The 24,598-nt window shown below is 71.1% G+C and carries 28 protein-coding genes; 12 read left to right on the top strand and 16 right to left on the bottom strand.

All coding sequences use genetic code 11. The features are described 5' to 3' along the window. The first annotated feature begins 80 nt into the window (after positions 1 to 80). Positions 81 to 944, top strand: a complete 864-nt coding sequence (locus tag ACFQ6X_RS33790) for an alpha/beta fold hydrolase (protein WP_383187432.1) — start codon at positions 81 to 83, stop codon at positions 942 to 944. Between the two features lie 26 nt (positions 945 to 970). On the opposite strand, the gene ACFQ6X_RS33795 is transcribed toward ACFQ6X_RS33790, so the two are convergent. Beyond that, entirely contained in the window at positions 971 to 1,882 is a 912-nt protein-coding gene (locus tag ACFQ6X_RS33795; RefSeq protein ID WP_383187434.1) for an NYN domain-containing protein, read from the bottom strand. Positions 1,883 to 2,092: 210 nt separating this feature from the next. Here ACFQ6X_RS33795 and ACFQ6X_RS33800 point away from each other — a divergent pair, with 210 nt between their 5' ends. After that, the gene (locus tag ACFQ6X_RS33800) at positions 2,093 to 2,245 is read left to right on the top strand and encodes a hypothetical protein (RefSeq protein WP_383187436.1); all 153 of its coding nucleotides are present in this window, start codon (positions 2,093 to 2,095) and stop codon (positions 2,243 to 2,245) included. 82 nt (positions 2,246 to 2,327) lie between these two features. On the opposite strand, the gene ACFQ6X_RS33805 is transcribed toward ACFQ6X_RS33800, so the two are convergent. The 4 genes from ACFQ6X_RS33805 to ACFQ6X_RS33820 form a co-directional block, all read right to left on the bottom strand. Then, entirely contained in the window at positions 2,328 to 2,933 is a 606-nt protein-coding gene (locus tag ACFQ6X_RS33805) for a MarC family protein (protein ID WP_329207670.1), read from the bottom strand. 131 nt (positions 2,934 to 3,064) lie between these two features. Next, positions 3,065 to 3,931, bottom strand: a complete 867-nt coding sequence (locus ACFQ6X_RS33810) for a PHP domain-containing protein (protein WP_329207672.1) — start codon at positions 3,929 to 3,931, stop codon at positions 3,065 to 3,067. A 90-nt stretch (positions 3,932 to 4,021) separates the two neighbouring features. Continuing rightward, complete coding sequence (locus ACFQ6X_RS33815) at positions 4,022 to 4,666, bottom strand: DUF6758 family protein (RefSeq protein ID WP_383187438.1); 645 nt, start codon at positions 4,664 to 4,666, stop codon at positions 4,022 to 4,024. A 79-nt stretch (positions 4,667 to 4,745) separates the two neighbouring features. Continuing rightward, positions 4,746 to 5,330, bottom strand: a complete 585-nt coding sequence (locus ACFQ6X_RS33820; protein ID WP_383187439.1) for a suppressor of fused domain protein — start codon at positions 5,328 to 5,330, stop codon at positions 4,746 to 4,748. Positions 5,331 to 5,738: 408 nt separating this feature from the next. Between ACFQ6X_RS33820 and ACFQ6X_RS33825 the strand changes: the two genes are divergently transcribed. After that, entirely contained in the window at positions 5,739 to 6,854 is a 1,116-nt protein-coding gene (locus tag ACFQ6X_RS33825) for a magnesium and cobalt transport protein CorA (RefSeq protein WP_383187442.1), read from the top strand. Positions 6,855 to 6,866: 12 nt separating this feature from the next. Beyond that, a complete protein-coding gene (locus ACFQ6X_RS33830; protein ID WP_383187445.1) occupies positions 6,867 to 7,385 on the top strand; it encodes a hypothetical protein in 519 nt (172 codons plus the stop codon). A gap of 48 nt (positions 7,386 to 7,433) precedes the next feature. On the opposite strand, the gene ACFQ6X_RS33835 is transcribed toward ACFQ6X_RS33830, so the two are convergent. Then, entirely contained in the window at positions 7,434 to 8,198 is a 765-nt protein-coding gene (locus ACFQ6X_RS33835; RefSeq protein WP_383187447.1) for a hypothetical protein, read from the bottom strand. A gap of 174 nt (positions 8,199 to 8,372) precedes the next feature. Between ACFQ6X_RS33835 and ACFQ6X_RS33840 the strand changes: the two genes are divergently transcribed. The 3 genes from ACFQ6X_RS33840 to ACFQ6X_RS33850 are packed head-to-tail and all read left to right on the top strand — an operon-like array spanning position 8,373 to position 11,373. Continuing rightward, a complete protein-coding gene (locus ACFQ6X_RS33840; RefSeq protein WP_383187449.1) occupies positions 8,373 to 9,647 on the top strand; it encodes a magnesium transporter MgtE N-terminal domain-containing protein in 1,275 nt (424 codons plus the stop codon). Continuing rightward, the gene (locus tag ACFQ6X_RS33845; protein WP_329207685.1) at positions 9,637 to 10,197 is read left to right on the top strand and encodes a DUF1003 domain-containing protein; all 561 of its coding nucleotides are present in this window, start codon (positions 9,637 to 9,639) and stop codon (positions 10,195 to 10,197) included. Before ACFQ6X_RS33840 ends, ACFQ6X_RS33845 begins: the two co-directional genes overlap by 11 nt. Before the next feature lie 42 nt (positions 10,198 to 10,239). After that, complete coding sequence (locus ACFQ6X_RS33850; RefSeq protein ID WP_383187452.1) at positions 10,240 to 11,373, top strand: Mrp/NBP35 family ATP-binding protein; 1,134 nt, start codon at positions 10,240 to 10,242, stop codon at positions 11,371 to 11,373. A gap of 106 nt (positions 11,374 to 11,479) precedes the next feature. On the opposite strand, the gene ACFQ6X_RS33855 is transcribed toward ACFQ6X_RS33850, so the two are convergent. From ACFQ6X_RS33855 to sigE, 5 genes are all read right to left on the bottom strand, one after another. Beyond that, the gene (locus ACFQ6X_RS33855; RefSeq protein WP_383187455.1) at positions 11,480 to 12,142 is read right to left on the bottom strand and encodes a hypothetical protein; all 663 of its coding nucleotides are present in this window, start codon (positions 12,140 to 12,142) and stop codon (positions 11,480 to 11,482) included. A 126-nt stretch (positions 12,143 to 12,268) separates the two neighbouring features. Then, positions 12,269 to 12,742, bottom strand: a complete 474-nt coding sequence (locus ACFQ6X_RS33860) for a sec-independent translocase (RefSeq protein WP_383187457.1) — start codon at positions 12,740 to 12,742, stop codon at positions 12,269 to 12,271. Positions 12,743 to 12,862: 120 nt separating this feature from the next. Further along, on the bottom strand, positions 12,863 to 14,629 hold the full coding sequence (locus tag ACFQ6X_RS33865; RefSeq protein WP_383187460.1) for a trypsin-like peptidase domain-containing protein: 1,767 nt from the start codon (positions 14,627 to 14,629) through the stop codon (positions 12,863 to 12,865). A gap of 90 nt (positions 14,630 to 14,719) precedes the next feature. Beyond that, the gene (locus tag ACFQ6X_RS33870) at positions 14,720 to 15,685 is read right to left on the bottom strand and encodes an anti-sigma factor family protein (RefSeq protein WP_383187463.1); all 966 of its coding nucleotides are present in this window, start codon (positions 15,683 to 15,685) and stop codon (positions 14,720 to 14,722) included. After that, complete coding sequence (gene sigE, locus ACFQ6X_RS33875) at positions 15,682 to 16,443, bottom strand: RNA polymerase sigma factor SigE (protein WP_329207695.1); 762 nt, start codon at positions 16,441 to 16,443, stop codon at positions 15,682 to 15,684. The genes ACFQ6X_RS33870 and sigE overlap by 4 nt, the downstream gene beginning before the upstream one ends. Positions 16,444 to 16,621: 178 nt before the next feature. On the opposite strand from sigE, the gene ACFQ6X_RS33880 reads away from it, so the two are divergent. Continuing rightward, complete coding sequence (locus tag ACFQ6X_RS33880) at positions 16,622 to 17,287, top strand: O-methyltransferase (protein ID WP_383187465.1); 666 nt, start codon at positions 16,622 to 16,624, stop codon at positions 17,285 to 17,287. A gap of 84 nt (positions 17,288 to 17,371) precedes the next feature. On the opposite strand, the gene ACFQ6X_RS33885 is transcribed toward ACFQ6X_RS33880, so the two are convergent. Beyond that, a complete protein-coding gene (locus tag ACFQ6X_RS33885; RefSeq protein WP_003966491.1) occupies positions 17,372 to 17,539 on the bottom strand; it encodes a DUF3117 domain-containing protein in 168 nt (55 codons plus the stop codon). A gap of 323 nt (positions 17,540 to 17,862) precedes the next feature. On the opposite strand from ACFQ6X_RS33885, the gene ACFQ6X_RS33890 reads away from it, so the two are divergent. Then, entirely contained in the window at positions 17,863 to 18,675 is an 813-nt protein-coding gene (locus ACFQ6X_RS33890; protein WP_383187507.1) for an enoyl-CoA hydratase/isomerase family protein, read from the top strand. A 288-nt stretch (positions 18,676 to 18,963) separates the two neighbouring features. On the opposite strand, the gene ACFQ6X_RS33895 is transcribed toward ACFQ6X_RS33890, so the two are convergent. Further along, complete coding sequence (locus tag ACFQ6X_RS33895) at positions 18,964 to 19,566, bottom strand: DNA-3-methyladenine glycosylase I (RefSeq protein ID WP_383187468.1); 603 nt, start codon at positions 19,564 to 19,566, stop codon at positions 18,964 to 18,966. After that, complete coding sequence (locus ACFQ6X_RS33900; protein ID WP_383187469.1) at positions 19,563 to 19,988, bottom strand: DivIVA domain-containing protein; 426 nt, start codon at positions 19,986 to 19,988, stop codon at positions 19,563 to 19,565. The genes ACFQ6X_RS33895 and ACFQ6X_RS33900 overlap by 4 nt, the downstream gene beginning before the upstream one ends. A gap of 97 nt (positions 19,989 to 20,085) precedes the next feature. Between ACFQ6X_RS33900 and folP the strand changes: the two genes are divergently transcribed. Then, positions 20,086 to 20,958, top strand: coding sequence for a dihydropteroate synthase (gene folP, locus ACFQ6X_RS33905; RefSeq protein WP_383187472.1), 873 nt, complete (start codon positions 20,086 to 20,088; stop codon positions 20,956 to 20,958). Positions 20,959 to 20,992: 34 nt separating this feature from the next. Here the strand turns inward: folP and ACFQ6X_RS33910 are convergent, their stop codons facing one another. Continuing rightward, the gene (locus tag ACFQ6X_RS33910; protein ID WP_383187474.1) at positions 20,993 to 21,778 is read right to left on the bottom strand and encodes a TIGR00730 family Rossman fold protein; all 786 of its coding nucleotides are present in this window, start codon (positions 21,776 to 21,778) and stop codon (positions 20,993 to 20,995) included. A gap of 83 nt (positions 21,779 to 21,861) precedes the next feature. Further along, entirely contained in the window at positions 21,862 to 22,941 is a 1,080-nt protein-coding gene (gene dapE / locus ACFQ6X_RS33915; RefSeq protein ID WP_383187476.1) for a succinyl-diaminopimelate desuccinylase, read from the bottom strand. A gap of 62 nt (positions 22,942 to 23,003) precedes the next feature. Here dapE and ACFQ6X_RS33920 point away from each other — a divergent pair, with 62 nt between their 5' ends. Both ACFQ6X_RS33920 and ACFQ6X_RS33925 read left to right on the top strand, forming a co-directional pair. Next, positions 23,004 to 23,912, top strand: a complete 909-nt coding sequence (locus ACFQ6X_RS33920; RefSeq protein WP_383187479.1) for a hypothetical protein — start codon at positions 23,004 to 23,006, stop codon at positions 23,910 to 23,912. A 308-nt stretch (positions 23,913 to 24,220) separates the two neighbouring features. After that, positions 24,221 to 24,568 carry an ATP-binding protein gene (locus tag ACFQ6X_RS33925; RefSeq protein WP_383187482.1) on the top strand — a complete coding sequence of 116 codons (348 nt, stop codon included), beginning with the start codon at positions 24,221 to 24,223 and terminating at the stop codon, positions 24,566 to 24,568. Positions 24,569 to 24,598 lie beyond the last annotated feature (30 nt).

Below are 24,598 nucleotides of genomic sequence, written 5' to 3' on the forward strand. Positions count from 1 at the left end.
GCCCCGGTTCCCGCACCTGCGGGAACCGGGGCCGTACGCGTTCCCGGGCGCGGTACCGCCACCGGCGATAACCTCGCCCCATGAGCCGGCCGCCCACTTTCGCCCCGCCCCCCTGTGCCCGTGCCCGCATGCTGCCTACCGCGCGCGGGGACTTCGCCGTGCTGGACGCGGCGCCGCGTACGGGAGCACACTCCACCGCCCTTCTGCTGCCCGGGTACACGGGCAGCAAGGAGGACTTCATCGCCCTGCTCGAGCCTCTTGCGGATGCCGGGTTCCGGGTGGTGTCCGTCGATGGCCGCGGCCAGTACGAGACCGAGGGGACGGACCGTCAGGAGTCCTACGCCCAGGCCGAGTTGGCCCGTGACGTACTCGCCCAGGCCGCTGCGCTCGCCGGCCCCGGCGACGCCCCCGCAACCGGCGGGATCCATCTGCTCGGGCACTCCCTGGGCGGCCAGATCGCCCGCGCCGCGGTGCTGCTCGACGCCTCACCGTTCCGTTCGCTGACCCTGATGTCGTCCGGACCGGCCGAGATCGCCCCCGCCCAGCAGAAGAAGGCGCAACTGCTCAGTGACGCCCTGACCCGCTGGAGCATGGCCGACGTCTGGCAGGCCATGCGCGCCCTCGACCCGCCCGAGGACGCGGACACCGGGGACGGCGAGGACCTGCGGCGCCGCTGGATGCGGCACCACCCCGCGCAGCTGATCGCCACGGGCGCCCAGCTCTCGGCCGAGCCGGACCGGGTGGCCGAGCTGGCCGCCCTGCCCCTGCCCGTGCACGTGGTGTCGGGCGAGAGCGACGACGTCTGGCCCGTGCCGCTGATGGACGACATGGCGCGGCGGCTGGGTGCGCGGCGCACCGTGGTCGAGGGAGCCGAGCACTCCCCCAACACGGCCAGGCCGGACGTGACGGCGGCGGCGCTCGTCTCGTTCTGGAACAGCCTCTGACCTTCCGGAACGGCTTGCGGCAGGTGTCAGTACTGCGCCTGCAGGTGCTGCCAGAAACCGTCGCGCAGCGCTCGCCGCAGGTGCGCGTGCCCGCGCAGTGAGTGCTGGAGGAGCCGCTCGGCCTCGACGAGCAGGTCCTGGTCGACGGAGCCCGGCAGGTAGGGGTGCCCCGGGAGCAGATCGGCGAGGGATTCCCGGCCGCGCGAGGAGAGCCAGGTGGCGGCGATCTGCGCGCCGACGAAGCGGACGTCCTCACGGGCCGGTGCCGGGCTGTCGTCCTCGTACATCGTGACGGGGCGCCGGGTCACGTACGGGCGGCAGAAGTCGAGGTCGAAGGTGCGCTGGCTGTCGACCTCCCAGAGCAGGGGCTCGGCCTGGTTGCGTCCTTCGCCCGCCTCGATGCCCCAGAGGTGGACGCGGGCCCCGTAGCCCTGGGCCGCCTCGACGGCCGAGACCAGGTCCTCGTCGCCGCCGACGAGTGCCGCGTCACTGATGGCCCGGTGCCTGGCCAGTGACTCGAGGTCGGTCCGGATCAGCGAGTCGACGCCCTTCTGCTGGTTGTTGGCGTTGAGGTTGCCGAGCCTGACCTTGACGTCGGGGAGCTCCGCGATGGACTGCTGCTCGACGGTGTGGATCCGGCGCCTGGCTCCGTCGTACCAGTAGACGCGCAGCAGCCTGCTGTCCGCGAAGATCGTGCGGGCCTTGTCGATGAAGGCCTCGATCAGCCCTTCCGCGTCGAGATCGAAGGAGCGGCGGTCCTCGGTGCCGGTGACGAGCAGCCCGGCCGCGGCGTACACATAGCCCGCGTCCACGAAGATCGCGTGGGTCGAGGGCGTCTTGGACACCTCGGCGAGCACGCGCTGGAGCAGCTCGTTGGTGCGGTCCAGCTGCTCGCGGATGCCCGGTCCTTCGTCCGGCTGCGTGTCCGCGTGGTTCATGCGGTCCTCATTGTCTGCACATGCTCAGTTACTGAAGGGTACTTAGACATCCAAAAAATTTCCTTAGCGTAGGGAATGTTTGTAGAGGGCAAGCCGTTGTACCCCTCGTGGAGCGCGAGACGCAGACGCCTTGCGCTCTTCATCCTTGCGGACGGCAAGCCCGTCCTCCCAGTAGTTCTCCAGCAGGAGGATCAGACGAAGGGAAGCCATATGCGCTTCGAGATCATGCGACTCGACGATGTCGACGGTACCGCCGTGGACAGCACCGTCGTGGACGCCGCCTCCGTCAACCGGATGGTGCAGCAGGCCGCGGCAATAGGCCAGCGCATCTACATCCGGCCGGCCGACAGCTCGGCTTCGTAACGCCTTACACCGCTTTGCGCCGTTGAAGAGAAGCGCCCCCGCACGGAAGGTCTGTGCGGGGGCGCTGTGCTGTCCGGGTGCGTCAGGAGTTCTGGATGACCTGGGTGACCCCGTTGATGATCTGCTGGACGGCGATGGCCGAGAGCATCATTCCGGCGAGCCGGGTCACCAGCACCACACCGCCGTCCTTGATCACACGGATGATCAGCAGCGAATAGCGCATGGTCACCCAGAGCACGACGTGCATGGCGATGATCGCCGACCAGACCGAGAGCTGACCGGCCGCGTCGTCCGCGTGCTGCACCGCCAGAATCACCGACACGATGGCGCCGGGCCCGGCGAGCAGCGGCATCCCCAGCGGGACGAGAGCCACGTTGACGTCCTTGGTCTGCGTCGGCTCGTCCGTCTTGCCGGTGAGCAGGTCCAGCGCGATCAGCAGCAGGAGCAGCCCGCCCGCGATCATCAGCGCGGGGACGGAGACATGCAGGTAGTCGAGGATCTGCTGACCGAGCAGACCGAAGACGGCGATCACCCCGAAGGCGACCGCGACCGCCTGAAGGGCCATCCTGCGCTGCACCTTGGCGGGGCGGCCCGCGGTGAGGGCCAGGAAGATCGGAGTGATTCCGGGGGGATCCATAATCACAAAAAGGGTGAGAAAAAGGGATCCGAAGACAGCGACGTCGAACACAGTGAGCCTTGCGAGAGAAGAGCGGGCCGAACAGGGGTGCGCAGGTCCGGGGCCGCGAGAACGGCCGGACGCTGCGAGGAGACGACAGGGGTGCCGCCGGAAACAGGAGTGAGGAGCGTGCGGGAGGCGCGTTACGCCCGGCGGGCTCCGCCGGCTCCCGGCACCGGGAAGGCTCCCGTGGCGCGCCGGGTGATCTCGCCGTAGATCTCGGGATCGGTGGTGTACTCCCCGAGCCGTACGGTCTTGCGGGTGCCGTGGTAGTCGCTGGACCCGGTGGGCAGCAGCCCCAGGTCGCCCGCGAGGCCACGCAGCCGGGCCCTGGTGGGCTCGTCGTGGTCCATGTGGTCCACCTCGATGCCGTCGAGCCCCGCGGCTGCCAGACGGGCGATCGCCGCCTCGGGCACGACGTCGCCGCGCTTGACGGCGAGCGGGTGGGCGAAGACCGTGACGCCGCCCGCGGCCTTGACCAGCCGGATCGCGTCGAACGGGTCGAGTTCGTGCTTCTCCGCGTAGGCGCGTCCGCCGTTCGCGAGCCAGGCCGGCGTGAAGGCGTCGGAGACCGTGTCGACGACGCCGAGGTCCACCAGCGCGGTGGCGATGTGAGGACGGCCCACGGAGCCGTCCCCGGCGATCCGCGCGACCTGCTCCCAGGTGACCGGTACGCCGAGTTCCCGGAGCTTGGCCACCATCGTCTGCGCGCGCGGCACCCGGTCGTCCCGTACGAGCTCGCGCTCGCGCGCCAGTTCGGGCTCCGAGGGATCGAAGAGGTACGCCAGCATGTGCAGGCCGATGCCGTCGATGCGGCAGGAGAGCTCGGCGCCCGTGACGAGCGTGAGCCCCTCAGGAAGGGCGGCGGCCGCTTCCGCGTGCCCGCCCACCGTGTCGTGGTCGGTGAGGGCGACGACGTCCAGGCCCGCCGCCGCGGCACGGGCCACCAGTTCGGCGGGGGTGTCCGTGCCGTCCGACGCGGTGGAGTGGGTGTGCAGATCGATGCGCACGACGCGGACTCCAGGGCGGGCTGCGGACAGGGGGACGGTCAAGGATAACCGCCGGGCGCGGCGCGCCCGGCCCCGTCGCCGCGGCCCCGGTCAGGGCGGCGTGAGCAGCCGGGGCGTCAGCGCCCCGCACGGGAGGAGGTCCACCTCCGCGCCGGCGTCGCGCAGATCGGTCAGCACCAGTTCGTCGTACATCAGGAGGCCGGACTGTTCGGGCCAGATGACCGCCCAGAGCCACAGGCCGCGCGCCTCGCCCGCGAAGACCGCCCGGTCGTCCGGGGCGTCCTTGACGTGCCAGAGCGGGGTGGGACGCCCTGCGGCGAGCACCTTGGCGTCCGGTGCGCCCTCGGCACCGAATCCGGCACCGGGGTCCAGGCCCTCGATGCCCGCGTAGCGCGCGCCGAGCCCGACGCCGAGCTCCTCGGCGACGAGCAGCAGTTCGCCCATGCCTCCGAGCGGACCGGGGCCGGAGCAGGCCACCGCGGTCGCCCGGCCGCCGCTGCGGTCGTCACCGGCGTACGCCACGCCCGTGAACAGCCAGCCGACCGGGAGCGGCCATGGCATCCACACCGGCACCTGCGCCCGGTGCACCACCACGCCCAGCGCCTCGACACTGGGTGGGATCACCGGCTGCATCGGATGCACCTGGCCGTGCTCGGGGCACTGCCAGGAATCGGCGAACAGACCGGGCGCCCTGACCCGGCCACCGCACTTCGGGCAACTGGGTTCGCCCCTCATAGGGCCCAACGGTCCTCCCCGGTCGTCGCCGCGTCAAGGACGATCACCCGTCCGCAGCGCGGCGACCCCGTGGACCCGGTCAGTCCAGAGGTACCGAGGAACGCAGCGGGTCTCGCAGATCCGTCCCCTGGGACAGCCAGCGCTCCTGCAGTTCCTGCGCCCCCCTGACCCGCTTCCAGGCCGCCTCGTTGTGGGTCATCGGCAGCAGCGGCAGGAAGCGCACCGGGTCCATCGGTTCGTCCAGCTCCAGGTCCTCGACCAGGCCGCCCGGCTCGGCGACGAGCACCGAGGTGAACGGTGCCCCGGACCACAGCGGTTGGCCGAGGTCCAGCGACGCGCCCGGGGTCACGATCAATCCCTCGACCTGCGGGGAGGCGGCCAGCACCGCGAGCGGCCGCAGCACCTGGTCGGTGTCGGCGAGGCCGGCCCGTACCGACAGGACCAGTTCCGCGCGCGGGCCCTTCACCGGGTCGGCGAGGGGCGAGGTGGGGTCGGCCATCGGCTGTGCGGACATGCCGAGCGTGGCGTAGCGCACCACGTCGCCGTCGATGAAGCGGAGCACCTCGATGCGGTCCGTGCCGAGGAACGTCACATCGGCGCGTGCGTCCGGTTCGCCCAGGGCCGTACGGAGCCGGGCCTCGACCAGAGCAAGAATTTCTCCCATGCCGCGAGCATAGAACGCGTTTCGAACGGGCAAAGGTACGGATTGGCCCCGGGGTGGCTGATAGCCTGGGCCGTCGGCCGGGACAGCACGCAGAAGCGTTGCTCTCAGTCCCGGTACACGTGATCCCCCACGGGGGACCGGCCGGAGGAGGTGGGGCTGCGGTGGATCCAAGTCGACCGTGCAGTACCAACCGTTCTTCCGCACGACGCCTACCTTCTGTGATCTGACGCCCTCCCAGGACGTCCTCGCGGCAGTTCGCGCAACGGAAGAGCCCCTCGTTTTTGCCTGTCTGTAGCGAACGCCGTCATCGCGCCTGCGCGGTGCCGCCCGCTTTGCGGACGTGAGCGCACGTCCCCATTCCGGGCTGTTCCACGCCCCCGCCGACGGCCCTCCGTGAAGGAGCCAGCCTTGTCGATGATCCGCGACCTGCGCGCCGCCGTGCGCCCGTCCCTGCGCAAGAGCAACACCCCGTACAACACCTACGACACCACCCGCGACCCGACCGTCTCCAGCGCTGTCGTCGACTGCGCGGTCTACCGGGGCGGACGCCGGCTCGCGGCCGACGCCTGCCAGACCCCGCACGAGGCGATGCTGCGCGTGCGTGAGGACGGCGGATTCGCCTGGATCGGCCTGCACGAGCCGACCGAGGAGGAATTCGCCGGTATCGCGCGGGAGTTCGGTCTCCACCCGCTCGCCGTCGAGGACGCCGTCCACGCCCACCAGCGGCCCAAGCTGGAGCGGTACGACGACACGCTGTTCACCGTCTTCAAGACCATCCACTACGTCGAGCACGCCGAGCTGACCGCGACCAGCGAGGTCGTCGAGACCGGCGAGGTGATGTGCTTCACCGGGCGGGACTTCGTCATCACCGTCCGGCACGGCGGTCAGGGCTCGCTGCGCGCCCTGCGCCACCGGCTCCAGGACGACCCGGAGCTGCTCGCCAAGGGCCCGTCCGCCGTGCTGCACTCCATCGCGGACCACGTGGTCGACGGGTACATCGCGGTGGCCGCTTCGGTGCAGGACGACATCGACGAGGTCGAGATCGATGTGTTCTCCACCCCGGCGAAGGGCGGCCCCCGCGGTTCGGACGCGGGCCGGATCTACCAGCTGAAGCGCGAGGTGCTGGAGTTCAAGCGCGCCGTGTCGCCGCTGCTGCGGCCCATGCAGCTGCTGAGCGAGCGTCCGATGCGGCTGATCGATCCCGACATCCAGAAGTACTTCCGCGATGTCGCCGACCACCTCGCCCGCGTGCACGAAGAGGTCATCGGCTTCGACGAACTGCTCAACTCGATCCTCCAGGCCAATCTGGCGCAGGCGACGGTGACGCAGAACGAGGACATGCGCAAGATCACGTCCTGGGCGGCCATCATCGCCGTACCGACGATGATCTGCGGCGTGTACGGCATGAACTTCGATCACATGCCGGAGCTGAGGTGGACGTACGGCTATCCGGTGGTGATGGGGGTCATCGGAATCGTCTGCTTCACCATCCACCGCAGCCTCAAGCGCAACGGCTGGCTCTAATAGAGTTCGGGCATGACTGCTGCTGACGTGTTGCTGGGCCGGGCTCTCGTCGAAGAGGCCACCAAGAAGTCCGGTCTGATCTGGGTGCGGGGCACCGGCCCCGCCCGGGCCCTGTGGCACGTCTGGCACGAGGCCGCGGCCGTGCTCGTCGGCGACGGCCCCGGGGAGCAGCCGCTCCCCGAGGGCCTGGTGGACGGCGGCGCCGCCGAAGTGACCGTGCGCAGCAAGGACAAGGGCGGCCGGCTCGTCGCCTGGACCGCCGCGGTCGCCGTGCTGGAACCCCACTCCGAGGAGTGGGAGGCCGCGGTCGCCGAGCTCAAGGGCAAGCGGCTGAACGCACCGGACGCCGAACAGATGACTGACCGGTGGGCGCGTGAGTGCCGGGTGGTCCGGCTGACGCCGGGCGCCTCCCGTACGGAACTGCCGGACGGCTCCCTGACCACCGCCCCACTGCCCACCGGGGCGACCACGCGGCAGCCCGCGCCAGCCGCGCTTCCCCGGCTGCTGCTCAAGCGCCGCAGGAAGAGCTGACGAACCGGCAGCCGCCGGACCGGGAGGAGCCGGCGGACGGGGCCGCGCTCAGCCGGAGGACTTGGGGAGCTGGCCGCCGTAGTCGACGGTGGCGCTCTCGGGCGGCGCCTCCAGCGTGAAGGCCTTGCCCCAGTCGGCGAGGGTGACGATGCCGCCGCCCCCGCCACGCGCCACGCGCAGCGGATACGGGGTGCCCTCCAGGGAGACGTCGAGCGCGCCACCCTCACCCTTTCCGCCCATGATCTGCACGGTGCGCACCCCGCCGATCGTGTCGCGGTCGCCCTTGTTGATCTTCCCGTGCAGTGCGAGGACCCCGTCGAGCAGGATCTTCTTCTCCGTGAAGCCGCGCAGTTGCTTGTACGTCGGGTCGTCCTGCGGGACCTTCACGTACTTGCCCTGCAGCTTGTCGGCGGCGGCCTGGTCGCCCTCGTTGTCGCTGTCGCCCGACCCCTCGTGGTTCCAGAAGCCCGCGTCGGCCTTGAGGAACAGCTCGTCACCGATCCGCAGCAACGCGAACGTGCTCTGCTTCGAGGTGACCGATCCGGTGCCGCCATCGGCGCTGAGCTGCATGTTCAGGGTGTACGTGCCGCCCTTGCTGACCAGCTTCCCGGCGAGCCGCACCGCGTCCGCGGCGTCCGCCGCCGCGCGTGCCTTCTGGTCGATACGGGCCGCGGTGAGCTTGCCGACGCCGTTGGTCCCCTTGTCCGGGTCCTCTCCGGCGCAGGCCGTGAGCGCGGCCGTCAGGCCCGCACAGAGCACCACGGCGAGAGCGGTCCGGCGATGGGCCCGGACGGCCGGGGCGGAAGAGGTCACGGGCGCACTGCCTCTCGTCTGTGTGTCGGGGGGTGGCAGACGGCAGCGTACCTGTGCCGCGTACGCCCTTCGGCAGTGCGCCGTACGGACGGGTCCACCGGGGCACACCGTCGCGGTACGGGCTAGCCTGATCACGCAAAGGAGGGTGTGAGGGACTTCAGGGAGGCGCACAGGATGGCAGCAGGCGCTCCCCGTGTCTTCGTCTCGCACCTCTCCGGTGTGCCGGTCTTCGACCCCAACGGCGACCAGGTCGGCCGGGTCCGCGATCTGGTGGCCATGCTGCGCGTCGGCGGCAAACCGCCGCGGCTGCTCGGGATGGTCGTCGAAGTGGTGAGCCGGCGGCGGATCTTCCTGCCGATGATCCGGGTGACGGGCGTCGAGTCGGGTCAGGTCATCACCACCGGAGTGGTCAACATGCGGCGCTTCGAGCAGCGCCCGACCGAGCGACTCGTTCTCGGCGAGATCCTTGACCGGCGGGTGCACCTGGTCGAGACCGACGAGGAGGTCACCGTCCTCGATGTCGCGATCCAGCAGCTGCCGGCCCGACGCGACTGGGAGATCGACAAGTTCTTCGTACGCAAGGGGCGCGGCGGCGCGCTGCGCCGCAAGGGCGAGACGCTGACCGTGGAGTGGTCGGCGATCAGCGGCTTCTCGCTGGACGAGCACGGCCAGGGTGCCGAGAGCCTGGTCGCCACCTTCGAACGGCTGCGTCCGACGGATGTCGCCAACGCCCTGCACCACCTGTCGCCCAAGCGCCGGGCCGAGGTCGCCGCCGCCCTGGACGACGACCGGCTCGCGGACGTCCTTGAGGAGCTCCCCGAGGACGACCAGGTGGAGATCCTCGGCAAGCTCAAGGAGGACCGCGCTGCGGACGTCCTGGAGGCGATGGACCCGGACGACGCGGCCGACCTGCTCTCGGAGCTTCCGGAGGCGGACAAGGAACGGCTGCTGGCGCTGATGCGGCCGGACGACGCCGCCGACGTACGGCGCCTGATGTCGTACGAGGAGCGGACCGCGGGCGGTCTGATGACGACCGAGCCGATCATCCTGCGGCCCGACGCGACGGTCGCGGACGCGCTGGCCAGGGTCCGGCAGCAGGACCTCTCCCCGGCGCTGGCCGCGCAGGTGTACGTCTGCAGGGCACCGGACGAGACCCCGACCGGCAAGTACCTGGGCACCGTGCACTTCCAGCGGCTGCTGCGCGATCCGCCGTTCACGCTGGTCAGCTCGCTCGTCGACAGCGATCTCGTACCGCTGACGCCGGACACCCCGCTGTCGGCCGTGACCAGCTTTCTGGCCGCGTACAACATGGTCTCCGTTCCCGTGGTGGACGAGACGGGGTCGCTGCTGGGCGCGGTGACCGTCGACGACGTGCTCGACCACCTGCTGCCCGAGGACTGGCGCGAGACCGACTTCCAGGGCGAGGAGGGGATCGCCGGTGACCGGTGAGGACCGCCCCAGAGCCGCCTCGACCGGCGCTTCGGGCATCGTGCGCCCCCCGCGGCCCCGGCTCGACCAGCCGAAGGCACAGCGGCGCCGGCTGCTGCCGGAGTACGACCCGGAGGCGTTCGGCCGCTTCTCCGAGCGCATCGCCCGTTTCCTGGGCACGGGACGGTTCATCGTCTGGATGACGCTGATCATCATCCTGTGGGTGGTGTGGAACATCTTCGCGCCGGAGAAGTTCCGGTTCGATCAGTACCCGTTCATCTTCCTGACCCTGATGCTGTCCCTCCAGGCCTCGTACGCGGCCCCGCTGATCCTCCTCGCGCAGAACCGCCAGGACGACCGCGACCGGGTGACCCACGAGCAGGACCGCAAGCAGAACGAGCGGTCGATCGCGGACACCGAGTACCTCACCCGCGAGATCGCGGCGCTCCGGATGGGTCTCGGAGAGGTCGCCACCCGGGACTGGATCCGCTCGGAACTGGAGGCCATGGTGAAGGACATGGAGGAGCGCCAGGTCCTCTTCCAGGTCGAGAGTGACGAAGGCGACCGCTGAGGGGCTACCCGCGCGTAGGCACCGGCGCCGTACCATCGTCCTATGGCTACGGAAGACGCGGTGCGTGAAGCACTGGCGACAGTGAACGACCCGGAGATCCACCGACCGATCACCGAGCTGGGCATGGTGAAATCGGTCGACATCGATCCTGACGGTGTGGTCGCTGTCACCGTGTACCTCACGGTTTCCGGCTGCCCGATGCGAGAGACGATCACCAAGAACGTGACCGACGCGGTGGCCCGTGTCGAGGGCGTGTCGCGGGTCGAGGTCACTCTTGACGTGATGAGCGACGAACAGCGCAAGGAGCTCGCCTCCTCGCTGCGCGGCGGCACGGCGGAGCGTGAGGTGCCGTTCGCCAAGCCCGGGTCGCTGACCCGGGTCTACGCGGTCGCCTCCGGCAAGGGCGGCGTCGGCAAGTCCTCGGTGACGGTGAACCTCGCCGCGGCGATGGCGGCCGACGGACTCAAGGTCGGCGTGGTGGACGCGGACATCTACGGCCACAGCGTGCCCCGGATGCTCGGGGTGGACGGCAAGCCCACCCAGGTCGAGAACATGATCATGCCGCCGTCGGCGCACGGCGTGAAGGTGATCTCCATCGGCATGTTCACCCCGGGCAACGCCCCGGTGGTGTGGCGCGGGCCCATGCTGCACCGCGCGCTGCAGCAGTTCCTCGCCGATGTGTACTGGGGCGACCTGGACGTCCTGCTGCTCGACCTGCCGCCGGGCACCGGTGACATCGCGATCTCCGTGGCACAGCTCGTGCCGAACGCCGAGATCCTCGTCGTCACGACCCCCCAGCAGGCCGCGGCCGAGGTTGCCGAGCGGGCCGGCTCCATCGCCGTGCAGACCCACCAGAAGATCGTCGGCGTCGTCGAGAACATGTCGGGGATGCCGTGCCCGCACTGCGACGAGATCGTCGACGTGTTCGGCTCGGGCGGCGGTCAGCGGGTCGCCGAGGGGCTGACGAAGACGGTGGGCGCCGAGGTACCGGTCCTGGGCACCATCCCGATCGACGTGCGCCTGCGCGAGGGCGGCGACGAGGGCAAGCCCGTCGTGCTGTCCGACCCGGACTCCGCGGCCGGCGCCGCCCTGCGGTCCATCGCGGAGAAGCTGAGCGGCCGTCAGCGCGGCCTGTCCGGCATGTCGCTGGGGCTCACCCCGCGCAACAAGTTCTGAGCGGTCCGACGCGTCAGGGGCGGCACCTCCGAGGAGGTGCCGCCCCTGACCGCTGTCGCCCCGGCACCGGCGCCCCAGGACAGTTCGCTCGTCGCCGCGCGTTCGCTCAGTTGTCGTACGCGGCGATGTCGCCGACCACGGCGAAGCCCAGGCCGTAGGCGCTCATCCCGCGTCCGTACGCGCCGATGTGCACCCCGTCGGGCGCCGAACCCGCCAGCACCCAGCCGAACTCGGACTCGCGGTAGTGGAACTCCACCGGAACGCCGTCCACCGGCAGGGAGAGCGTCGACCAGGGCGCCTCACCCAGGTCGTCGGCGAGCTCGAACGCGGTCTCGGTCTGCTGGTTCAGCCATTCGTTGCGCAGGGTGTGGTCCATCTGCGGGGGCCATGTGTAGGCCAGCAGACCGGAGCCCGCCAGCCAGGCCGCCGAGGATACGCTGGTGGCGTCCAGCACCCCGGTGCCGTCACCACTGCGCCGTACCGGACTGCTGGCCACCGTCACGACCACCGCGAAGCGAGCCTTCTCGGCGCCCGCGTCGGCCCGCACCACCGGCTCCTCGCCGTGCCCGGTGGAACCGTGCTGCACGGTGCCGTCCGCCGAGGCGGTGACCTGCATCAACCAGCGCGGACCGGTGAAGGCCCCGTCCAGCCCGTACCAGGGGAACGGCGCCTTGAGATAGCCGTCGACAGTACGCCGGGTCGCCGGCACCCCCTCTGCGGTGACTGCGCTGGGCGCATCTTCCGCCCCTACCCGACTCGTCGTCTCCATCTGTCCGGCCGCCTCCTCGATCTTGTACAGATCCGGAGCGGCCCTCCCCCCGTGGGCATGGGCAACCTCGCAACCGGACAGATGGAGAATAGCCATACCGTCCGGACGAGTCGGGATTGACCGGTCTCAGGTGGCGTCGGCGTCGAACGGCGGACGCTCGTCCTTCGCGGGCTGCGCGGGCTTCTTGAGCAGATCGGGCGCGGAGCCGGAACCGGCCGACGCGCCGACGGCGGAGGCTGCTGCAGCGGCGCCGGATGCGGAGGAGGCACTCTCACGGCCGTTCACCGCGTCGGTGACGTCGGCCATCTCCTTGCGCAGGTCGAAGCTCTCGCGGATCTCCTTGAGCCCCAGGTCGTCGTTGCCGTCCATGAGCTGCTTGCGGACGAAGGTCTTGGGGTTGAGGTCCTCGAACTCGAAGTCCTTGAACTGAGGGCCGAGCTCCGAGCGGATGTCTTCCTTGGCACTGTCCGAGAACTCACGGATCTTGCGGATGGTGCGCGTGACGTCCTGGATGACCTTCGGCAGTTTCTCCGGACCGAAAACGAGCACGGCAAGAACCACGAGCGTCAGGAGCTCGAGTGCGCCTATGTCATTGAACACCTTGCTGCTCCTCGTGTTCTCTGCGTGTTCTCCGCGGTACTCCGCCACCAGGTCGTCAGGGGCCCGGACCGGCTCCACGGTACCCGGCGAAGCTGTCCGGGCGGTACCTGCCGGTGGCCGTCAGGTGCCGCTCGCCGAGCCGAGCGTCAAAGTCATGGACAGCTCTTTGCCACCACGGGTCAGCTTGAGGCCGAGCCGGTCTCCCGGCCGGTGGGCACGGATCTTGACGATCAGTTCCTCGCCGCTGTGCACGCGTCCGCCCTCCACCTCGGTGATGATGTCGCCCGGCTTGATGCCGGCCTTGTCCGCGGGACCGTCCGCGGTGACCGCGGACCCGCCGTCAGCGCCCTTTCCGCCGACCTTGGCGCCGTCGCCGGTGAACTTCATGTCCAGCGTGACGCCGATCACCGGGTGGGTGGCCTTGCCCGTGTTGATCAGCTCTTCGGCGACGCGCTTGCCCTGATTGATCGGTATGGCGAAGCCGAGACCGATGGAACCGGACTGCCCGCCGTCGAGGCCGGATCCGCTGTCGGCTCCGCGGATGGCGCTGTTGATGCCGATGACATGGGCCTGGGAGTCGACGAGCGGGCCGCCGGAGTTGCCGGGGTTGATCGGGGCGTCGGTCTGCAGGGCGTCGACGTAGCTGACGTCGGAGCCGTCACCCTTCTCGCCGCCCGCGGTGATGGGCCGCTGTTTGGCGCTGATGATGCCGGACGTGACCGTGTTGGACAGGTCGAAGGGGGCGCCGATGGCCACCACCGGATCGCCGACCTGCACGTTGTCGGAATTCCCGAGCGGCAGGGGCTTGAGGCCCGAGACGCCGGTCACCTTGACGACCGCCAGGTCGTAGCCGCTGTCCTTGCCGACGATCTCGGCCGGCGCGGTCTCTCCTCCGCTGAAGGTGACGGTGATGTCCCCGTTGGAACCTGCGGGAGCGACCACGTGGTTGTTGGTGAGGATGTGGCCCTTGTTGTCGAGCACGAAGCCGGTGCCCGTGCCGGACTCGGCGGAGCCGCTGACGTGCAGGGTCACCACGCTGGGCAGCGCGCTGGACGCGATGCCCGCGACACTGTCGGGCGCCCTGCCTCCGCTGTCCCGGCCGGCCTGCGGGAGCTCGACCGTGGTCAGGCCCCCGTTGCGCTCGGCGTAGGCGCCGATGCCGCCGCCGATCCCGCCGGCGACGAGAGCGAGCAACACGGCACCGATCAGGGCGGATCCGCGGCGGCGCCTGCGGGGCTGCGGGTCGGCGCCGAGGGGCGGGCCGGCGTGGGTGAGTGGCTGCTGGGGCGCGCCCCACGGGTCGTAGCGCAGCCACTGGGACGTCTGCGGCTGGAACTCGTGGGGGGCGGGGTGGGGCTGCTGAGGCTGCGGGGGCGCGCTGTGGTGATGCTGCTGCGGCACCGCGTGGGGCTGGGGCGGGGGTGCGTACGCCTCACCGGGACCCTGTCCGGCAGGGGCAGGGGCCTGGACGGGTACCGGTGCGGGGGCGTGTACGGCCGTCCCCTGCCCGTTCGTCCCCGCGTAGGGCGGGGGCACCGGGGTGCCGTGCGCCGGGGTCGGCACCGGGCGCTGCACGGGCGGCGCGGGCGCCCACGGCCCCGGGCCTCCGTAGGGCGGGGTGCTGTACTCGTCCGGAGCGTGCAGCGGCTGTGCGCGGGGCGTGGGCGGCTCGGCGACGACGGGGGCCGGCGGCTCGGCGACGGCGGGCGCGGGCCGGGCTGCCGCTTCGGCCTCCGGCTCCGGTGCCGGTGCCGTCCCGTGGACCGCGGTGTCCTCGGCCGTGTCCGCGACGGGCGTCGAGTCCTCCGGCCCGGCAGGGACAGCACGTCCCGTCGAGGGACGGCTCCACCACTTCGCCTTCGGCCCGCTGGGCTTTCCGTCGTCCATGCTCTCCCCGCAACTGGCCTCTGCACGCCCCCACAGGGGCGTCCCTCCCGGAATTCAACCAGGTTTGCGAATCCGTGCGCAGGGTCCCGGTCAGCGCAGGGGAGAAAGCGGCATCGCGTGGTCACGCAGCTGCGGCGCGGCCGTCGCCGTGGGCGCCGCCGGCTTCGGGTCCGCTCCCCCGCCGAGCGTGGCCGAGAACAGCGGGCCGGCATCGGTCGGGCGTATCAGCGGCGGCACGGTCACGTTCAGCACCGGGTACGCGTACGAGTGCCCGCTCAGCATCGTCGTGCTGAGGAGCGACGGCGCGGCAGCGAGCACCGGCCGGGCGGACGAGGACGGCGAGGGCGCGACGGTGGCCGGGCTTTCGCCGACCGCCAGGGCACCGCCGCCGCTGCGGCTCGCCGCGGCGTCGGCACTGCCGGTCCGCGCGTCGGCGTCGAGCGGCGTCACGCTGCTTCCCGCGCCCTCCGCGCTGAGCGGCGCGTCGGGACCCTGGTCCAGGGGCAGGGCGCCGCCGAGCGCAATGGCGGCCAGTGAGACGGCACTTGCCGCGGCGAACGCGAAGCGCCGGGCACGCCACGGCGAACGGTCGGCCTCGCGGCCCACGCCGTGGATACGGAAGGCCGATCCGGCGGGGCCTCCCGGCAGCACGGCGGTGGAGCCGTGCGCGGTGGGGAGGTAGCCGAATGCGTCCAGCGGTGAGGACCCGGACGCCGTGCCCGTGTGTCCGTCGGGGTGCTGGAGTTCGGGGAAGAGTCCTTCACCGAAGCGCCGTCCGCTGCCGAAGGGGCGGCTCGGGCCGTCGTCGTCACTCCCGGGGCCCCCGGGAAGGCCCTGCAGACGGGCAAGGAACCCCTCGGAGGGCGACGGAGGGGTGGCGGTCGCGAAAGCGCTCTTCAGTCGCCGCTGGGCGTCGGCCTCGGCCTTGCACCTGGGACAGGTCGCCAGATGGGCGAGGACCCGCTCCCGGGCGTCGTGTTTGAGCTCGCCGTCGACAAGCGCGGCGAGCCGGTCCCCGAGATGCTGCTCCGCGGGGGTCGGACCTGTGGCGCTCACGCCGTTCCGCCCTCCCCTGCCAGGACCGCGTCCGCCAGGGAACGCTGCTCGGCGCGGGCCTCCGGCGAACGGTGCTGCAGCGCCTTGCGCAGGTGCGAGCGGCCCCGGTGGATACGGCTGCGCACGGTCCCGAGCTTCACGCCGAGTGTGGCGGCGATCTCCTCGTACGAGAGGCCCTCGATGTCGCAGAGCACGACTGCCGCACGGAACTCGGGCGCGAGGGTGTCCAGCGCCTGCTGGACGTCCGCGTCGAAGTGGGTGTCGTTGAAGACCTGCTGCGGGGACGGCTCACGGCTCGGCAGCCGCTCCGCGGCGTCGTCGCCCAGGGAGTCGAAACGGATCCGCTGCTTGCGGCGGACCATGTCCAGGAAGAGATTCGTCGTGATCCGGTGCAGCCAGCCCTCGAAGGTGCCGGGCGTGTACGTCGACAGCGATCGGAAGACGCGGACGAAGACCTCCTGGGTGAGGTCCTCGGCGTCGTGCTGGTTTCCTGTCAGCCGGTAGGCAAGGCGGTACACGCGTCCGCTGTGCGTGCTGACGATCTCTTCCCATGAGGGCGGGGTCCACGCCTGAGAATCCGCATCTGAGGCGAAGGTCGCGGTCGGTGCGGAATCGTTGGAAGAACGGTCAGCAATGTTGGTCACGGATTTCGGCTCACCCGCCGACCTGAGAAAGCGCCGCAGCACTCCTCCCCGATCCACAGGCGCAGCCGCACCTCCCCTATCGGCTCTGGTGGTGTCCAGTGGAGCCCCTACCATAGCCACCTCGCCCGTTAGCTCCGGATAAGCCTTTTTACCTGCTGTCGCCCGGGCGTACCCGGGAGCAAGGGCCATATTCCGGGCCCGGTCAGCGGGTCCGATCCACGCGTTTTCCCCTGCCTCTACCTAACGCCCGGTCCCATCTGCGGGTTCCCGGCTCCAGCGGATACAGTCACCGTTGCGCCAACTACGGGGACAGGAGAGGGTCATTACCGCCAACCGGCAGACAAGCTGGGCGTTCGCCGACGCCTTTGTCGCCGAGGACGCAGCTCTGCGCTGGGCCCGTGACCGGGCCCACGAGGCAGGGCTCCGCTCGGTGTCCCCAGGCACCGGAGCTGCGCTGCGCCTGCTCGCTGCCGCCGCGGACGCCAAAGCGGTGGCCGAAATCGGCACCGGTACGGGCGTGTCCGGCATCTATCTGCTGCACGGGATGCGCCCCGACGGCGTACTGACCACCGTCGATCCCGAACCGGAGCGCCAGCAGTTCGCGCGCGAGGCTTTCCGGGCGGCGGGTTTCGCCACGAACCGGGCGCGGTTCATCCCCGGGCGCGCCCTCGACGTACTGCCGCGGCTCGCCGACGGCGGGTACGACCTTGTTTTCTGCGACGGTGACCGGCTGGAGAGCCTGGACTGCCTCGCTGAATCGTTGCGCCTGCTGCGGCCCGGCGGTCTCGTCTGCTTCGAAGGCGTCTTCGCGGACGGCCGCACCATCGACTCCGCCGCCCAGCCGGCCGAGGTGCTGCGCCTGCGTGAGCTGCTGCGGGCGGTGCGGGAGAGCCAGGAGCTGATGGCGACGCTGCTGCCGGTGGGCGACGGGCTGCTGTGCGCGGTGAGACGCGGCTGAGGCCGCGCCACCTGATCCGTGACGCACCACTGCCCCGGCACGGAATCCGTGCCGGGGCAGTGGTGAAGTGTGGGCGCGTCTACGTCAGCCGACGACCTTCTTCAGGGCATCGCCGAGTGCATCGGCCTCGTCCGGAGTCAGCTCGACGACAAGCCGACCGCCGCCTTCGAGCGGAACGCGCATGACAATGCCCCGCCCCTCCTTTGTCACCTCGAGCGGGCCGTCGCCCGTCCGCGGCTTCATGGCCGCCATGCTCGTTCCCCTTCCTGAAACCAGCTCATCCCAACCGGCGGCCCCATGACAGGCGCTGCCTCACCGGCGTCGAACACATTGCTTCCTTCGCATTATCCCGCATCGGAGACCCCGATGACCAACATCGGTCGGCATCGCTTCCGCAACGCACTCTCTCAAAACCACCCAATTCGGCGATCCGGCTGCGATACTGCGCCGCCATCGGCCCTCAGCCGAGAGCCAATTGTTAGACGCAGGTCACATCTCAGGCCCGTCCGAAGTCGGCCATGCTTGCCTGGACAGGCACAATGCCGGAGCCGTAAGGAGACCCAGCAATGGCCGACATGGCCGACACCACGGCTGACGCCGTGCTCACGGACGTGAGCGACGGGCTCGCGACGATCACGATCAACCGACCCGACGCGATGAACGCCATGAACACCGCGGCCAAGGTCGCGCTCCGCGACGCCCTTCGAGCCGTCGCCGAGGACAGCGCCGTACGAGCAGTTCTGCTCACCGCCACCGGGCGCGCCTTCTGCGTGGGCCAGGACCTCAAGGAGCACGTCTCCAAGCTCGGCGAGGCCCGTGAGTCGGGCGGCGGCAACGCGCTGAGCACCGTGAAGGAGCACTACAACCCGATCGTGCGGGCCATCACCGAGATGGAGAAGCCCGTCGTGGCCGGGGTCAACGGGGTCGCCGCGGGCGCCGGTTTCGGATTCGCACTCGCGGCCGACTACCGCGTGGTCGCCGACACCGCCGCCTTCAACACGTCCTTCGCGGGCGTGGCCCTGACGGCGGACTCGGGCGTCTCCTGGACGCTGCCCCGGCTGATCGGCGCGAGTCGCGCCGCCGACCTCCTGTTCTTCCCGCGTTCGATCTCCGCGCAGGAGGCGTACGAGCTGGGCATCGCCAACAAGGTGGTGCCCGCCGCCGACCTGGCCAAGGAGGCACTGGCGGTGGCGCGTGCCCTCGCGGAGGGACCGACGGTGGCGTACGCGGCACTGAAGGCGTCGATGGCGTACGGCGCTGGCCACACGCTCGCCGAGTCGCTGGAGAAGGAGGACGAGCTCCAGACCCGGGCGGGCGCGTCGCAGGACCACACCATCGCGGTCGAGGCGTTCCTCGCCAAGCAGCCGCCGAAGTACCTCGGCAGGTAGCGGCCGGGGGGCGGGGCGCCCGGGGGGGGCCGCCCGGCCGCACCGGCGGGGGGCGGTGCGGCCCCGTCGGGGGGGGGGCGGTGGGGGCCGGGGCACCACCCCTGGGGGGGGGGGGGGTCCCCCCCAACCCCCCCCCCTACGCCCCCGGGCTGGGCGGGGCGGGGCGGTGGGGCCGGGGGGGGGGCCGCGGGGCCCCCACGGCGGTTCGTCGTTCGGCCCCGTTCGTCGGTTCGTCGTTCGGGGCCGTTCGGCGGTTCGACGGTGCGGCGCCGGACGTCCCGGAGCCGGTCAGGATCCGCTGGACGGGCCCTGGAGCGCCTCGCGGGCCACGCAGTCGGCCAGGTGGTCGTTGACGAGGCCGCAGGCCTGCATGAGGGCGTAGGCCGTCGTGGGGCCGACGAAGCGGATGGACCGCTTCTTGAGGTCCTTGGCCAGCGCCGTGGATTCCGGGGTGACGGCCGGGATGTCGCCGAGGGCGCGCGGGACGGGCCGGCCGGCCGGGTCGGGGGCGTACGACCAGATGAGTGCGTCCAGCTCGCCCTCGCCCCAGCCGGCCAGCACCTTGGCGTTGGCCAGCGTCGCGTCGATCTTCGCTCGGTTGCGGATGATGCCGGCGTCGGCGAGGAGCCGTTCCCTGTCGGCGTCGGTGAACTCCGCCACGGCGGAGATCTTGAACCCGGCGAAGGCGCTGCGGAACCCTTCGCGGCGGCGCAGGATCGTCAGCCAGGAGAGTCCGGACTGGAACGCCTCCAGGCAGAGCCGCTCGAAGAGGGCGTCGTCGCCGTGGACCGGACGGCCCCACTCCGTGTCGTGATAGGCGAGGTAGTCCTCCGTGGACAGGCCCCAGGGGCAGCGCAGACCGCCGTCGGCGGCCGGTCGGGCGTCGCTCATCGCGGGCCCTCCTCGCCCGGCGGCCTGCCGTTGTCACGGCTGTTGTCCCTGCCGCTGTCCCGGCCGTTCTCCCCGCCGAGCGGCTCGCCCGGCCGCTTGAACAGGTCGGGGCCGGTCACCGCGGTCGCCTGCGCGCCGGCGAGCGCGGACTCCAGCTCGGCGATGCGGGCGTCCCGCTCGGCGAGCTCGGCGCCGAGCCTGCCCAGCGCCTCGTCCACCTCCGCCATGCGGTAGCCGCGCACCGCCAGCGGCAGCCGCAGGACCTCGATATCCGCGCGGCCGACCGGGCGGTTCGTCGGCAGCGGGTCGGTGAGCCGCTCGGGCTCCACGTCCTGCAGCACCGCACTTCCGCCTCCGCCGACCACCGCCAGCGTGACCGCGGCCACCACCACGGCCATCGTGAGCAGCAAGAACCAGAACACGTGCATCTCCCCGGGAGCGGAAACCTGTCCGGGTCAGATCGTGCCATGCGGCACCGACAGTTAGGGTCGCAGGCGACCTACCGAGGAGGAACCAGGGATGCGAAGCGGTGCGCTCAGGCTTGGGCGGCGGGAATTCGGGCCGCACGAGCCGGTGATCATGGCGATCGTGAACCGGACCCCCGACTCCTTCTACGACCAGGGTGCGACGTTCCGCGACGAGCCCGCGCTCTCCCGGGTCGAACAGGCCGTGTCGGAGGGCGCCGCGATCATCGACATCGGCGGGGTGAAGGCCGGCCCCGGCGAGGAGGTGACGGCCGAGGAGGAGGCCCGCCGCACGGTCGGCTTCGTCGCCGAGGTGCGCCGCCGCCACCCGGATGTGGTGATCAGCGTGGACACCTGGCGCCACGACGTGGGCGAGGCCGTCTGCGAGGCCGGGGCGGACCTCCTGAACGACGCGTGGGGCGGTGTCGACCCGAAGCTCGCCGAGGTCGCCGCGCGGTACGGGGCGGGGCTCGTGTGCACGCACGCGGGCGGCGCCGAACCGCGGACCCGGCCGCACCGGGTCACCTACGACGATGTGATGGCGGACATCCTGCGGGTGACGGTCGGTCTGGCCGAGCGGGCTGTCGAACTCGGGGTCAGGCCGGACGGAATCATGATCGACCCCGGTCACGACTTCGGCAAGAACACCCGGCACTCGCTGGAGGCGACGCGCCGGCTGGGCGAGATGACGGCAACGGGCTGGCCGGTGCTGGTCTCGCTGTCCAACAAGGACTTCGTCGGGGAGACCCTCGACAGGCCGGTCAAGGAACGCGTGATCGGCACGCTCGCGACGACTGCCGTGTCGGCGTGGCTGGGGGCGCAGGTGTACCGGGTGCACGAGGTGGCGGAGACGCGGCAGGTCCTGGACATGGTGGCCTCCATCGCGGGCCACCGCGCACCTGCGGTGGCCCGCCGGGGACTGGCTTAGCCGAGGAGGCGGGCGGGGGCGCCGGGACGTGCCCCTACCGGCCGACCTCCTTGGTCACCAGCGCGACCGCCTCGTCCACGTCGTCCGTGACGTGGAACAGCAGCAGATCCGTCTCGGACGCCTTGCCCTGGGCCACCACCGTGTCCCGCAGCCAGTCCACCAGCCCGCGCCAGTAGGCCGAGCCGAACAGCACGATCGGGAAGCGGGTCACCTTGCCCGTCTGCACGAGCGTCAGCGCCTCGAACAGTTCGTCCAGCGTGCCGAGGCCCCCGGGCAGGACGACGAAGCCCTGCGCGTACTTGACGAACATCGTCTTGCGGACGAAGAAGTACCGGAAGTTGACGCCGATGTCGACGTGCGGGTTCAGCCCGGACTCGAACGGCAGCTCGATGCCGAGTCCGACGGAGACGCCCTTCGCCTCCCGGGCCCCCTTGTTCGCCGCTTCCATAGCCCCGGGGCCGCCGCCCGTGATGACCGCGAACCCCGCTTCGACGAGCGCCCTGCCGATCTGGACACCCGCCTCGTAGTCCGGCCCGCCGGCCGGTGTGCGGGCGGATCCGAAGACGCTGATGGCGCTCGGCAGCTCCGCGAGGGCTCCGAAGCCCTCCACGAACTCCGACTGGATGCGCATCACGCGCCAGGGATCCGTGTGCACCCATTCGGAATCGCCCTCGGAATCCAGCAGCCGCTGATCCGTCGTGCCCGGCTGCACCTGGTCCCTGCGGCGCAGTACCGGGCCCAGCCGCTGCTCCTCGGGCCTCACCGCGCCCTCAGGAACCTGCGCGCCCTCGGGGATCCGTGCGTCCTCCGGGTTGCCCATGATCTGCTCCCTCCGCCGACATGCGATGTGCGTGTCGCTTCAGCGTAGATCGGCCGAGGTTACGAGCAGGGGAATGCCGTGAGTCAGCTGGTGAGCCAGGAGCGGAGGCGCTCCTCGCAGTGCGTGATCCGTTCGACCGCCACCTGCTCGTCCCGCTTGTGCGCGAACAGCGCGTCGCCGGGGCCGTAGTTCACCGCGGGAATGCCGAGGGAGCCGAACCGGGACACGTCCGTCCAGCCGAACTTGGGCTGCGCCGTACCGCCGACCGCTTCCATGAACGCCTTGGCCGCCGGGTGCGAGAGGCCGGGCATCGCGGCTCCGGAGTGGTCGTCGACCGTGAGACCGGCGACGCCGCAGTCCGCGAAGACCTCACGGACGTGCGCCTCGGCCTCCTCGGCGGTGCGGTCGGGGGCGTACCGGTAGTTGACCACCACCGTGCAGGCGTCCGGGATGACATTGGTGGCGACGCCGCCCTCGATGCTCACGGCGTTGAGCCCCTCGTGGTACTCGAGCCCGTCGATGACCGGCCGGCGCGGCTCGTACGCGGCGAGCTTCGCCAGCACCGGAGCGGCGGCGTGGATCGCGTTGGACCCCATCCAGCTGCGCGCGGAGTGGGCCCGCTCCCCCTCCAGCCGCAGATGGACCCGGATCGTGCCCTGGCAGCCGCCCTCGACCTGGGCGTCGGAGGGCTCCAGGAGGACGGCGAAGTCCGCGTGGAGCCAGTCGGGGTGCGCCTCGGCCACGTGGCCGAGGCCGTTGAGGTGGGCGGCGACCTCTTCGTTGTCGTAGAAGATGAAGGTGAGGTCGCGGTTCGGATCCGGCACCGTCGCGGCGATCCTCAGCTGCACGGCGACGCCCGACTTCATGTCGGAGGTTCCGCACCCCCACAGCACACCGTTCTCGTCGAGCCGGGACGGGACGTTGTCCGCGATCGGCACGGTGTCGATGTGGCCGGCCAGCACGACGCGCTCGGCACGGCCCAGCTGCGTCCTGGCCACCACGTTGTTGCCGTGCCGCTCGACGGTCAGGTGCGGCAGCGGGCGCAGGGCTGCCTCGATCGCGTCGGCCAGGTCCTTCTCCTGCCCGCTGACCGACGGGAAGTCGACGAGCCGGGCCGTGAGCTCGGGTCCGCCGAGAGCGAGGTCAAGCGTGTGTCCGTCCATGGTCACGACCCTAAGGGACTTCGGTCTCGGCCCCGCCCGTACCCTCCAGTACGGTGGGCTCCGTGCCCCGGACCGCCACTCCCACCCGCCGCAGCCGCTTCTTCCGTATCGCGGCCGCCTTCGCCGTGCTCGTGGCCCTGGCCGGCTATCTGGCGGTGCAGTACGTCTCCGGCAACAAGGGCGCCCCCCGCTGTACCGTGCGGGCCGCGGACGGGGACGGCACCGAGGGGCGTACGTACGAGATGAGCCCCGACCAGGCCGCCAACGCCGCGACGATCTCGGCGGTGGGCACCACCCGCGGTCTGCCGGAGCGCGCGGTGACCATCGCGCTCGCCACCGCGCTGCAGGAGTCCGCGCTGCGCACCATCGACCACGGTGACCGGGACTCGCTCGGACTCTTCCAGCAGCGTCCCTCGCAGGGCTGGGGAACGCCGGCGCAGATCATGGATCCGGTCTACTCGTCAGGGAAGTTCTACGAGCACCTCGCCGAGGTTCCGGGCTACTCGCGGCTGCCGCTGACCGTCGCCGCGCAGCGGGTGCAGAAGAGCGGGTTCCCGCAGGCGTACGCCAAGCACGAGCCGGATGCCGCGCTGCTGGCCGCCGCGCTGACCGGACGCGCGCCCGCCTCGCTCAGCTGCACGCTGTCGACGGCGTCCACCCCCGGGGACGCGGCCGAGGTACGGACCGAGCTGGTTCGCGCCTTCGGCAAGGATGTCCTGCCGGCCGCCGGGGCGGCCGGAGCCTCGGCCGCCGGAACGGTCTCTGTGCCCGTGCGGACCGCCGTGAAGACCGCCGCGGACACGGCACCCCGGCGCGGCTGGGAGCTGGCCCATTGGGCGGTCGCCCGGGCCGACGCGCTGCGCATCGACGAGGTCTCGTATGCCGGCCGGGTGTGGAACGCCGATTCGGGCTGGCGGACGGAACGTAAGGAATCGGGCACTACAGCAGTCCTAATGCGGCTCGCACAGTAGTACGGAGCGTCGCCCGTACGGGCCGTCCAGCCCTTCCTGCAACCCCCCTCGCGTCACCCTCCCCACGAGCCCCGCCCGCCCCCGGAATTCCGTGCGAACAAAGGGAAGTGACGGTTCGTCCGCCGTCGACGGAATGCATTGTTTGCCCGGGTTCCTCCGTTGCGGATTATCTGACGCATTACTCAGTCTTTACCTTTGCGGACCGCAACCTTCCCTGCCCTTCGACCGGTTGTCAGTGCGTCCGGATCACCGGACAGGCAGATTCCACATCTGCCCGGAACCCGTTGTAGTCCCGTCGAAGGAGCATCATGTCCCTCCCCCTGACCCGTCGGATCGCCCGTGCCGCGCTGCTGATCGCCGCAGGCGCGGCACCCGTGGTCGGTGCGGCCGGTGCCGCAGGTGCCGCGGGGCTCCCGCAGACCCCTGCCCTGGGCGGCCTGACCACGCTCGACGGTGCCGGCGTGAGCAGCACGCTCGACTCCGCCTCGAAGCAGGGCACCGGAGTGGCGAACGAGACCGGCGGCAAGGTCGTCGGCACGACCCTCCCGGTCGCCGGCCAGACCCTCGAGAAGGCCGGCACGGTGGCGGGCGGCGAACTGGCCGGCGACACCCTGGCGACCGACGGTCTGCCCACCGGCGGCCTGCCGATCGGCTGATCCACCCGCACGTACACGGCACTGATGCGC

It is taken from the genome of Streptomyces sp. NPDC056452, assembly GCF_042796085.1.
Lineage (GTDB): Bacteria > Actinomycetota > Actinomycetes > Streptomycetales > Streptomycetaceae > Streptomyces.

Excerpts from the sequence above, each read along its gene's own strand:
- ACFQ6X_RS33815 (WP_383187438.1), bottom strand. The coding sequence starts at position 4,666 with ATGAGGGGCGAACCCAGTTGCCCGAAGTGCGGTGGCCGGGTCAGGGCG.
- ACFQ6X_RS33865 (WP_383187460.1), bottom strand. The coding sequence starts at position 14,629 with ATGGACGACGGAAAGCCCAGCGGGCCGAAGGCGAAGTGGTGGAGCCGT.
- folP (WP_383187472.1), top strand. The coding sequence starts at position 20,086 with ATGCGAAGCGGTGCGCTCAGGCTTGGGCGGCGGGAATTCGGGCCGCAC.
- ACFQ6X_RS33820 (WP_383187439.1), bottom strand. The coding sequence starts at position 5,330 with ATGGGAGAAATTCTTGCTCTGGTCGAGGCCCGGCTCCGTACGGCCCTG.
- ACFQ6X_RS33895 (WP_383187468.1), bottom strand. The coding sequence starts at position 19,566 with ATGAGCGACGCCCGACCGGCCGCCGACGGCGGTCTGCGCTGCCCCTGG.
- sigE (WP_329207695.1), bottom strand. The coding sequence starts at position 16,443 with ATGGTAGGGGCTCCACTGGACACCACCAGAGCCGATAGGGGAGGTGCG.
- dapE (WP_383187476.1), bottom strand. The coding sequence starts at position 22,941 with ATGGACGGACACACGCTTGACCTCGCTCTCGGCGGACCCGAGCTCACG.
- ACFQ6X_RS33855 (WP_383187455.1), bottom strand. The coding sequence starts at position 12,142 with ATGGAGACGACGAGTCGGGTAGGGGCGGAAGATGCGCCCAGCGCAGTC.
- ACFQ6X_RS33910 (WP_383187474.1), bottom strand. The coding sequence starts at position 21,778 with ATGGGCAACCCGGAGGACGCACGGATCCCCGAGGGCGCGCAGGTTCCT.
- ACFQ6X_RS33840 (WP_383187449.1), top strand. The coding sequence starts at position 8,373 with ATGGCAGCAGGCGCTCCCCGTGTCTTCGTCTCGCACCTCTCCGGTGTG.
- ACFQ6X_RS33890 (WP_383187507.1), top strand. The coding sequence starts at position 17,863 with ATGGCCGACACCACGGCTGACGCCGTGCTCACGGACGTGAGCGACGGG.
- ACFQ6X_RS33795 (WP_383187434.1), bottom strand. The coding sequence starts at position 1,882 with ATGAACCACGCGGACACGCAGCCGGACGAAGGACCGGGCATCCGCGAG.
- ACFQ6X_RS33800 (WP_383187436.1), top strand. The coding sequence starts at position 2,093 with ATGCGCTTCGAGATCATGCGACTCGACGATGTCGACGGTACCGCCGTG.
- ACFQ6X_RS33925 (WP_383187482.1), top strand. The coding sequence starts at position 24,221 with ATGTCCCTCCCCCTGACCCGTCGGATCGCCCGTGCCGCGCTGCTGATC.
- ACFQ6X_RS33830 (WP_383187445.1), top strand. The coding sequence starts at position 6,867 with ATGACTGCTGCTGACGTGTTGCTGGGCCGGGCTCTCGTCGAAGAGGCC.
- ACFQ6X_RS33850 (WP_383187452.1), top strand. The coding sequence starts at position 10,240 with ATGGCTACGGAAGACGCGGTGCGTGAAGCACTGGCGACAGTGAACGAC.
- ACFQ6X_RS33790 (WP_383187432.1), top strand. The coding sequence starts at position 81 with ATGAGCCGGCCGCCCACTTTCGCCCCGCCCCCCTGTGCCCGTGCCCGC.
- ACFQ6X_RS33885 (WP_003966491.1), bottom strand. The coding sequence starts at position 17,539 with ATGGCGGCCATGAAGCCGCGGACGGGCGACGGCCCGCTCGAGGTGACA.